Consider the following 7,674-nt stretch of genomic DNA (forward strand, 5'->3'; position numbering starts at 1 on the left):
GTGTAAAAAGCAACAATCTTACAGCATGATGTTGTCTGGTTGTATATTAATGATTATTTGGGTGATGCATTCTGAAAAGGTGGTAAGCCTAGGCAATAATCATTAATTTCAGTAATTAATGGATAATCATCCAAAGGAAAATTAAAGCGTTTGGCATTATAAACCTGTGGTACTAAGCATACATCTGCCAAGCTTATTTCCTGACCGAAGCAGACTGATTTGCTGCGAGGAAGAGAGTTTAATTGCGTTTCAAAAGCGTCAAAACCAGTTCTTAACCAGTGATGGTACCAATTCTGTATTTGTTCTTCATTAGCACTAAATTGTTCTCTTAAACGATTAAGTACCCTTAAATTATTTAGTGGATGCATGTCACAAGCTACAATTAAAGCCAATGATTTTAAAGTGGCTTTGGTGACGGGGTCTTCAGGAAGCAATGGTATCTCAGGAAACAACTCATCCAGATATTCAATAATAGCCAGCGATTGATTAATAATACGGCCGTTGATATCAAGACAGGGTACCAAGCCTTGTGGGTTTATTTTTTTAAACTCTGGATGATTTTGTTCTCCACCATTATTTACCAGGCTTACGTCTCTTTTCTCATAAGCAATATTTTTCAGATTCAGCACGATGCGAACCCTATAACATGCAGTAGAACGGAAATAGTCATAAAGAATCATCAGAGCTTCCATTGATAATTTTGGACGCTTTGGTCTATTGCTCCAAAAATACTGTTACCTTGGGTATCCAACATTTCAATACGGATGGTATCTCCAAAATGCATGTATGGAGTCTTTGCTGCACCTGATTCTATAATTTCTAACATTCTTTTTTCTGCGATACACGATGAGCCTTTGCTGCGATCACTATTTGATATTGTACCTGAGCCTATTATGGTACCCGCAGATAATGTTCTTGTTTTGGCGGCATGTTGTACCAATTCGGGAAATGAAAAGGTCATATCAATTCCCGCATTAGGTTGGCCAAATAAGGTACCGTTTAAATGACTTAACAGCGGCAAATGAACACGCTGGCCATCCCAGTTTTGTCCTAGTTCATCAGGTGTTATCGCTACCGGAGAAAAACTACTTGCGGGTTTCGACTGTAGGAAACCAAAACCTTTAGCCAATTCGCCAGGTATCAGATTCCTAAGTGATACGTCATTGACCAGCATGAGCAGTTTGATATGTTGTCCTGCATGGTGTGCATCAATTCCCATAGGGACATCATCGGTAATAACCGCTATTTCTGATTCAAAATCGATACCATAATCTTCGCTCGCAGTGAGAATCGGGTCTCTGGGACCAATAAACGAATCAGAACAACCTTGATACATTAATGGATTAGTCCAAAAATCAGTCGGCATTTCTGCGCCTCTGGCTTTGCGGACTAATTCGACGTGATTCACATATGCACTGCCATCAACCCATTGATACGCACGAGGAAGAGGGGAAGTACAGTTCTGGGAATCAAATGGAAAGGAGCCTTCTAGTTCATGTTCATTTAATTGGGCATAAACGTCTTTGAGTTGGGCTTCGACGTGATTCCAATGCTCCAGAGCAAATTGCAGTGTGGGGGCTATGTGGTTCACTTTTATTGCGGTGGTCAATGATTGATTGACCACACAGAGTTCACCATCACGAGATACAGCTGATTTTAAACTGGCAAGTTTCATTTATACTCCTTAGCTGTATTCTTTTAGAGTGCCGCGTTTGACCTGATCTCGCTCAATTGCTTCAAATAAGGCCTGGAAATTACCTTCACCAAATCCCTGATTTCCTTTTCGTTGGATAATTTCAAAAAATACCGGGCCAAAAATATTTTCAGTAAAGATTTGCAGAAGCAATCCAAATTTAGGATCAACTTCCCCATCCATCAGTATTTTTTCAGCATTCAGTTGTGCCACTGGCTCTTCATGCCATGGAAGGCGCTCATCGAGCATTTCGTAGTAGGTGTCTGGGACATCAAGGAATTTGACTCCTTGAGTTCTTAAACTATGGACGGTGTTATAGATATTATTAGTCGTTAACGCAATGTGTTGAATACCTTCACCTTTATAGTCGTGAAGGAACTCTTCAATTTGAGACATATCATCTTTGGATTCATTTAATGGAATTTTAATTTTTCCACAAGGACTTCCCAATGCTCTGCTGATGAGGCCAGTCATTTTACCCTTAATATTAAAAAAGCGTATTTCCTGGAAATTGAATAGTGATTCATAAAATGCTGCCCATTTATCCATATTTCCACGATAGACATTATGGGTCAAATGATCAATGTACATCAGACCATTTCCCTGAACTGGGGCTGAATTAATGATGTTCCATTTTTGAGCAAAAGGCTGGTGTGTGTCATCAACAAAATAGATAACACTACCACCGATGGCTTCAATAGCGGGTAATCCATGATGAGTATGAGCTGTATCTTTAAATGCAGTAGCCCCATGTTCTATGGCATATTGGAATGCTGCTTTTGCATCTTGTACCTTGAATCCCATAGCACAAGCTCCAGCACCATGAGTCACTGCATGAGCTGCTGCCTGGCAATGGGTTGCAGCATTGACGATAAATTGAATGTCACCTTGTTTAAAAAGTGTGATATCCTCATCCTGATGAGTTGCAACTGCTTCGAAGCCCATATCAATAAATTGTTGATGTAATTTATTTTTATCTGGTCCTGAAAACTCTAAAAAAGCAAAACCATCTAATCCGCAGGGGTTGTCATTTGTTTGCACTTCAGATTCTCCTTGTTTACATTCAAATTTGCTACTCAACCGGGTGTAGCAGAAATAATCCATCAGCAATAGGCAACAGGCTTATATGAACTCTTGGATCATTTCTAAGCAGTTCATTGAGCTTTTTAATTTCTCTGGTTTGACCGCTAATGTCATTTGGGTTAATCACATTACCGTCCCATAACACATTATCTATAGCAATAATGCCCCTGGGTTTTATCAGTTTAAGAGCCAGTTCATAGTAATTCAGGTAATTTGTTTTGTCTGCATCTATGAAAATAAAGTCAAATTGATGATCCCAGCCCTCATTCAATAAGGCATACAAGGTTTCAATTGCTGGGCCAAGACGCAATTTTATCTTATGATCCTGTTTCGCTTCATGCCAGAACTTATGAGCATTTTTCGTCCATTCCGCACTGATGTCGCAGGTAATGAGCTGCCCATCATCAGGTAACGCCAGAGACATCGCCAGGGCGCTATAACCTGTAAAGGTTCCTATTTCCAGTACGTTTTTTGCACCAATAACTCGTATCAGAAACTGCATAAACTGTGCTTGCTCTGGAGCCACTTGCATGTTTGCCAACTCCATAATCGATGTTTCCTTACGTAAGTCACCCAATACCGGGTGCTCACGCAAGGATTTATCAAGAATGTAATCGTATAACTCAGGTGAAAGTTGTAAATGTTTCATACTGTCACCCAATTAAGCCAGTTTTTCTTGGGCCAAAGTATCTGCGATTTCGCTGGCGGGTAAATTGTCTTTAGCAGAACGGGTAAATATTTCTGTTAAAGAAGTATAAATGCCATTGATTTGCTCATTTACTTTATCTTCAGGGGTATGTAAATATTTTGAGGCCGCAAATATTACTCCGCCGGCATTAATTACATAATCCGCAGCAAATAAAATTCCTTTATCATGGAGTTTTTTCCCGTGGAAGGTATGAGCCAGCTGATTATTGGCCGCACCCGCTATGATTGTGGTTTGAAGCTGGGGAATAGTAACATCATTAATGATTGCACCTAAGGCGCAAGGAGCAAACACGTCACAAGGAACTTTATGAATGGCCTCTGTGCTTACTGCTTTTGCCCCAAACTCTTTAACTGCGAGTTCAACAGCGGCAGGAGATATATCGGCAACGGTAAGTGTAGCGCCCAATTCATGTAAATGTTTTGCCAGCGCATAGCCTACATGTCCCATACCCTGAATCGCGATATGTAATCCTTCCAGGTTGTTTTTGCCTAGTTTGAATTCTACCGCAGCTTGAATTCCTCGTAAGACACCTTTGGCTGTAAACGGAGAGGGGTCACCGTTGTATTTGGATAAACTGGCAACATAGTCTGTATGTTCTGCAATAATATCCATGTCGTTTAATACGGTGCCACTGTCTAATGCAGTGATGTATCTTCCATTAAGCTCGTTAACGAAACGTCCAAATTGATGCATATATTCTGCACGGTTAAATGGGCCTTTAGGCTTCATAATTACCGCTTTTCCACCACCTAAAGGAAGATTTACTGATGCAGCCTTATAACTCATGCCTCTGGCAAGGCGCATTGCGTCTTTTAATGCAGCTTCAGTGCTAGGGTATTCAATAAAACGACATCCACCCAAGGCTGGGCCTAATTTGGTGTTATGAATAGCGATCATCGCTTTCATACCTGTTTCCGGGTCTACTTTAAAATGTAAATCACCAAAACCATGAGACAAGGCATACTCGAGGAAATCATCTTCTGCTACTGCGTGGTTATATATATTGTCAACAGACATCATTTATTAGGCTCCTCCGGCAATAATTTGCGACAAGTTATAGACCTATTCTTTGATTAAATCAATGGTAACACTCCAACAAATAGAATAAACGATTCCATTTGGTGCAGCTTGAAAAAAAATGTTCTAAAAATCAGGCGTGATGAATGGTTTTCAATTTTTGCCGAACAATTGATTGTTTTCCTTTACAACAAGACTTATTCCTAGGCTATGAATAGTCCCATAAGACATGGCGATTTTCTTTTATAAACGGAGAATAACTTGGAGTCTTGAGGCTTGCTGGTATACACTTATTTGAAATATAAATTTAAATGGAGAGTTGCATGAAACAGGTTGCCGGGATGTTGGCTTTTATCGCTCTAACCCCTACTGCGTTTGCAGGGGATGATGTTCCTCCTTTGGTTCTTGATAAAGTAGTCTTTCAATTATCTGCCAAGCAATGGGTAACTACTCAGACAGCCTTGTTAAATGTAAATATTAATGTCACTTTAAGTAGTGCGGACCTAGTGAAAGCACGCGCAGATATTATGACCAGTTTAAACAAAATTGCTAAAGGCGATTGGCATTTAATTGAGTTTGACCGTTCTCAGGACAGCTCAGGGTTGGAAAAACTGTTTGTTCAGGCGCAAGCCAGAGTTGAGCAGTCGCTACTCACTGATATTTATCAAAATGCCAAATCTGTGAGCATGCCTGGTGCTAATTATGAAATCAGCGGAGTGGAGTTTAAGCCCAGTTTGGATGAAACCCAGGTTATTCGTGCTAAAGTGCGCGAACAGCTGTATCAAAAGGTCAATGAAGAACTTTCTCGTCTGAATAAGGCCTATCCTCTTCAGAATTACAGTTTAAGTAATCTGGTGTTTGTCGAAGGAGATACTCCCCCCCAACAACCAAGAGCTTATCAGGCAAAAGAAATGAATGCAGTTGTAATGTCATCAGCTCCAGCCCCTTTAACAGTCAGCAATGAATTGGTCTTAACCGCTTTTGTCGAGGCGGCTTCAAACCGTAAACAGGGGAATTAATTTGTTGGTTGTAGATAAAATTATTGGTCATCGAGGGGCTGCTGCTTATGCCCCTGAGAATACCATTGCTGCTTTTGATAAGGCCCTGGCTTTAGGGTGTCGCTTTATTGAATTTGATGTGATGTGTAGTGCTGATGGAGAGCCTTTTCTTATTCATGATGACACGTTAAAACGAACTACCAATGGACGAGGTGAAGTTGGTCAGGTCGAATCTGCCTACTTACAAAGTCTGGATGCTGGCTCCTGGTTTTCCAGACATTTTAAAGGGGAGCCTCTTCCTCATTTTAAAGATGCGCTAAAATGGTTGTCGTTTTCCGATGTACGGGCCAATATAGAAATTAAACCCTATCCTGGGACAGCAGAACAAACAGCAGCTGCTGTGTTGAGTCATATTCATCGCTATTGGCCGCAAGGTAAAGAGTTACCTTTGGTATCCAGCTTTGAATGGGAAGCCTTATTGCTTTGCCGGAGCATTGCCCCGGAAATGCCTTTAGGATTGTTGCTCCATGAATGGGATGAACAATGGCTTCAGAAAGCAAAGCAATTAGAATGTGTTTCCATTCACTTTAATCGAAAAATACTCACCGCGGAACGAGTTAAAGCAGTAAAAGAGCAAGGTTACATCGTTTGTGCTTATACTGTAAACCGTAAACGTTTGGCCAATAAGTTGTTTCATTGGGGTGTTGATGCTGTTTTTAGTGATTATCCAGATTTATTAATATGAACGCTTTGCTCCTTTTTTTATTTCTTATGTTTCATACAATGATGGCTCAGGCTGAACCTGTAGAGCTTGTGCTTTGGCACGGTATGGCTGGGCATTTAGGGGATGAGGTTCGTTTGCTGGCTGATGATTTTAATAAAAGCCAGAAAATATATGTAATTAAACCGGTATATAAAGGGGATTACATTGAAACCCTGACCAGCTTTGCTGCGGCATTTCGAGCACATCAACCTCCGGCAATGGTTCAGGTTTTTGAAGTAGGAACCGCTGTCATGCTTGCTCCAGAAGGAGTGATTAAACCTGTTGATGCATTAATGAAAGAGCAGAAAATGAGTTTGCCTAGCGATGATTTTATTCAGTCGGTTCGTGAATTTTATAGTCGGGATGGGCAATTGATGGCAATGCCATTTAATCTTTCGGCTCCCGTTTTATATTACAATCTCGATATTTTGGAAAAAGTAGGGTACAACAATTCAAATTTCCCTAAAACCTGGGATGAAATGGAGCTCTTAGCTGCAAAAGTAAAACAGGCGGGTTATGGCTGTACTTATACAACAGCATATCCCGGTTGGATTTTATTTGAATCTTATCTCGCAATTCACGGGCTGCCGATGACTGATACTAACCCGTTGCGTGCTGTATTTGATACCCCTCAGTTAGCGCAGCATCTTGAACGTTTGAAACGTTGGCATAACCTGCATTATTTTCGTTATGGTGGACGGGTTGATGATGCCACTATTTTGTTTACCAGTAGTGTTTGTCCTTTGTTTAGCCAATCATCAGGTGCTTATAACAGTCTATCTGCTTTAGTTCCTTTTCGTTTGGGGGTCGCCTCTATGCCTCTTGACACGCAAGTGAGTAAAGTAAGGCATGCAAATGTTTCCGGAGGCGCTGCTTTATGGGCTGTTGCTGGTCAGGGTCATGAGCAATACAAAGGGATTGCTCAATTTTTCAAATTTATTGCAACACCTGCAGTACAGCAACGTTGGCACGAACATACTGGCTACCTTCCTTTGGGGTTAAAAGGAATATATGCGGGTATTGTCGAACAAAGTACGCATCCTGCTTTGTTATTAGCTCGTAATGATCTGGAGGATAATCTGCAGACTAAATCAATAAAACATTCAGGACCGCAAAATCAAATCCGTGGCATTAACGATGAGTTGATTGAGGCAATGTTTGCAGGTCTTATCAGCCCCAAAGAAGCTTTGCAGGAGGCAGTTAAACGCTCTAACCACATTTTATTGCGTTTTTCCCGAAATACTCAAGGCCATGCAAAAAATGTTCGCTAAATTTAGAGTCGATGGTTTTTTGTATCAATTTTGAAATCTCTCTCAGGCCTTTGGTCACTGCCATCAAGTTAAGAAAAGTACGTCATCCTTCGTCGCTAGCTCCTCAGGATGACGGCCAAACTTCTTAACCTTGGACAACC

Annotated in this window: 8 protein-coding genes; 3 read left to right on the top strand and 5 right to left on the bottom strand. The window is 40.9% G+C overall.

The features are described from left to right. Nucleotides 1-53 precede the first annotated feature (53 nt). From maiA to Q0495_RS00735, 5 genes are read right to left on the bottom strand one after another with little or no spacing between them, the layout of a single operon-like run. Nucleotides 54-680, bottom strand: coding sequence for a maleylacetoacetate isomerase (gene maiA / locus Q0495_RS00715; RefSeq protein ID WP_298622045.1), 627 nt, complete (start codon nt 678-680; stop codon nt 54-56). Next, nucleotides 680-1,675, bottom strand: coding sequence for a fumarylacetoacetate hydrolase family protein (locus Q0495_RS00720; RefSeq protein ID WP_298622046.1), 996 nt, complete (start codon nt 1,673-1,675; stop codon nt 680-682). The genes maiA and Q0495_RS00720 overlap by 1 nt, the downstream gene beginning before the upstream one ends. 9 nt (nt 1,676-1,684) lie before the next feature. Next, nucleotides 1,685-2,734: a 4-hydroxyphenylpyruvate dioxygenase gene (gene hppD / locus Q0495_RS00725; protein WP_298622048.1), complete on the bottom strand. Its 1,050-nt coding sequence runs from the start codon at nt 2,732-2,734 to the stop codon at nt 1,685-1,687. A gap of 31 nt (nt 2,735-2,765) precedes the next feature. Further along, nucleotides 2,766-3,425 (bottom strand): class I SAM-dependent methyltransferase, encoded by a 660-nt coding sequence (locus tag Q0495_RS00730; RefSeq protein WP_298622050.1) that lies wholly within the window; start codon nt 3,423-3,425, stop codon nt 2,766-2,768. A gap of 12 nt (nt 3,426-3,437) precedes the next feature. Next, nucleotides 3,438-4,505, bottom strand: coding sequence for an amino acid dehydrogenase (locus Q0495_RS00735; RefSeq protein WP_298622051.1), 1,068 nt, complete (start codon nt 4,503-4,505; stop codon nt 3,438-3,440). 320 nt (nt 4,506-4,825) lie between these two features. On the opposite strand from Q0495_RS00735, the gene Q0495_RS00740 reads away from it, so the two are divergent. Genes Q0495_RS00740 through Q0495_RS00750 form a run of 3 tightly spaced genes read left to right on the top strand, consistent with a single transcriptional unit; the run spans nt 4,826 to nt 7,534 of the window. Next, nucleotides 4,826-5,521 carry a hypothetical protein gene (locus Q0495_RS00740; RefSeq protein WP_298622052.1) on the top strand — a complete coding sequence of 232 codons (696 nt, stop codon included), beginning with the start codon at nt 4,826-4,828 and terminating at the stop codon, nt 5,519-5,521. A gap of 4 nt (nt 5,522-5,525) precedes the next feature. Continuing rightward, the gene (ugpQ, locus tag Q0495_RS00745) at nt 5,526-6,245 is read left to right on the top strand and encodes a glycerophosphodiester phosphodiesterase (RefSeq protein ID WP_298622055.1); all 720 of its coding nucleotides are present in this window, start codon (nt 5,526-5,528) and stop codon (nt 6,243-6,245) included. Then, on the top strand, nt 6,242-7,534 hold the full coding sequence (locus Q0495_RS00750) for an extracellular solute-binding protein (protein WP_298622053.1): 1,293 nt from the start codon (nt 6,242-6,244) through the stop codon (nt 7,532-7,534). The genes ugpQ and Q0495_RS00750 overlap by 4 nt, the downstream gene beginning before the upstream one ends. Nucleotides 7,535-7,674 lie beyond the last annotated feature (140 nt).

The sequence above is a fragment of the uncultured Legionella sp. genome (genome assembly GCF_937871865.1).
GTDB lineage: Bacteria > Pseudomonadota > Gammaproteobacteria > Legionellales > Legionellaceae > Legionella.

Bases quoted from the DNA above. Each gene is read 5' to 3' on its own strand.
- Q0495_RS00730 (WP_298622050.1), bottom strand. From the start codon at position 3,425: ATGAAACATTTACAACTTTCACCTGAGTTATACGATTACATTCTTGAT.
- Q0495_RS00750 (WP_298622053.1), top strand. From the start codon at position 6,242: ATGAACGCTTTGCTCCTTTTTTTATTTCTTATGTTTCATACAATGATG.
- Q0495_RS00720 (WP_298622046.1), bottom strand. From the start codon at position 1,675: ATGAAACTTGCCAGTTTAAAATCAGCTGTATCTCGTGATGGTGAACTC.
- maiA (WP_298622045.1), bottom strand. From the start codon at position 680: ATGATTCTTTATGACTATTTCCGTTCTACTGCATGTTATAGGGTTCGC.
- Q0495_RS00740 (WP_298622052.1), top strand. From the start codon at position 4,826: ATGAAACAGGTTGCCGGGATGTTGGCTTTTATCGCTCTAACCCCTACT.
- Q0495_RS00735 (WP_298622051.1), bottom strand. From the start codon at position 4,505: ATGATGTCTGTTGACAATATATATAACCACGCAGTAGCAGAAGATGAT.